This is a genomic window from Rhodanobacter spathiphylli B39, from assembly GCF_000264295.1.
Classification (GTDB): domain Bacteria; phylum Pseudomonadota; class Gammaproteobacteria; order Xanthomonadales; family Rhodanobacteraceae; genus Rhodanobacter; species Rhodanobacter spathiphylli.
The window spans coordinates 1-435 of sequence record NZ_AJXT01000100.1; the positions used below are offsets into that span (position 1 = coordinate 1).

The 435-nt window shown below is 69.0% G+C and carries 1 protein-coding gene; it reads left to right on the plus strand.

The features are described 5' to 3' along the window. The coding region (locus UU7_RS17120; protein WP_007810719.1) for an IS110 family transposase at nucleotides 1-435 on the plus strand (435 nt) is incomplete at both ends.

Here is a 435-nt window from a genome sequence, read left to right on the forward strand (position 1 = left end):
CGGGCACGGTGGTGGCGATGGAAGCCTGCAGTGGGGCGCACCATTGGGCGCGGCGTTGTCAGGAGTTCGGGCTGCAGCCGCGGCTGATGGCCGCCCAGCTGGTCAAGCCGTACCGCAAGAGTCAGCGCAGCAAGAACGACCGCAATGACGCCGAGGCGATCGCCACGGCGGCGCGCCAGGGCAACATGCGCTTCGTGCCGATCAAGACCGTCGACCAGCAGGCGCGGCTGTCCTGGCACCGGGTGCGCGAAGGTTACAAGGCGGAGAGTCTGGCGATCGGCAACCGCCTGCGCGGCCTGCTGGCCGAGTTCGGCATCGTAATGGGCAAGAGCGACAAGGCCCTGCGCCGGGTGCTGGCCGATCTGGATGCACACACGGCGCTGCCGGCGCAGTTCAAGGCGTTGATCCGCAGCGTCGACGCCCACTGGACGCAGG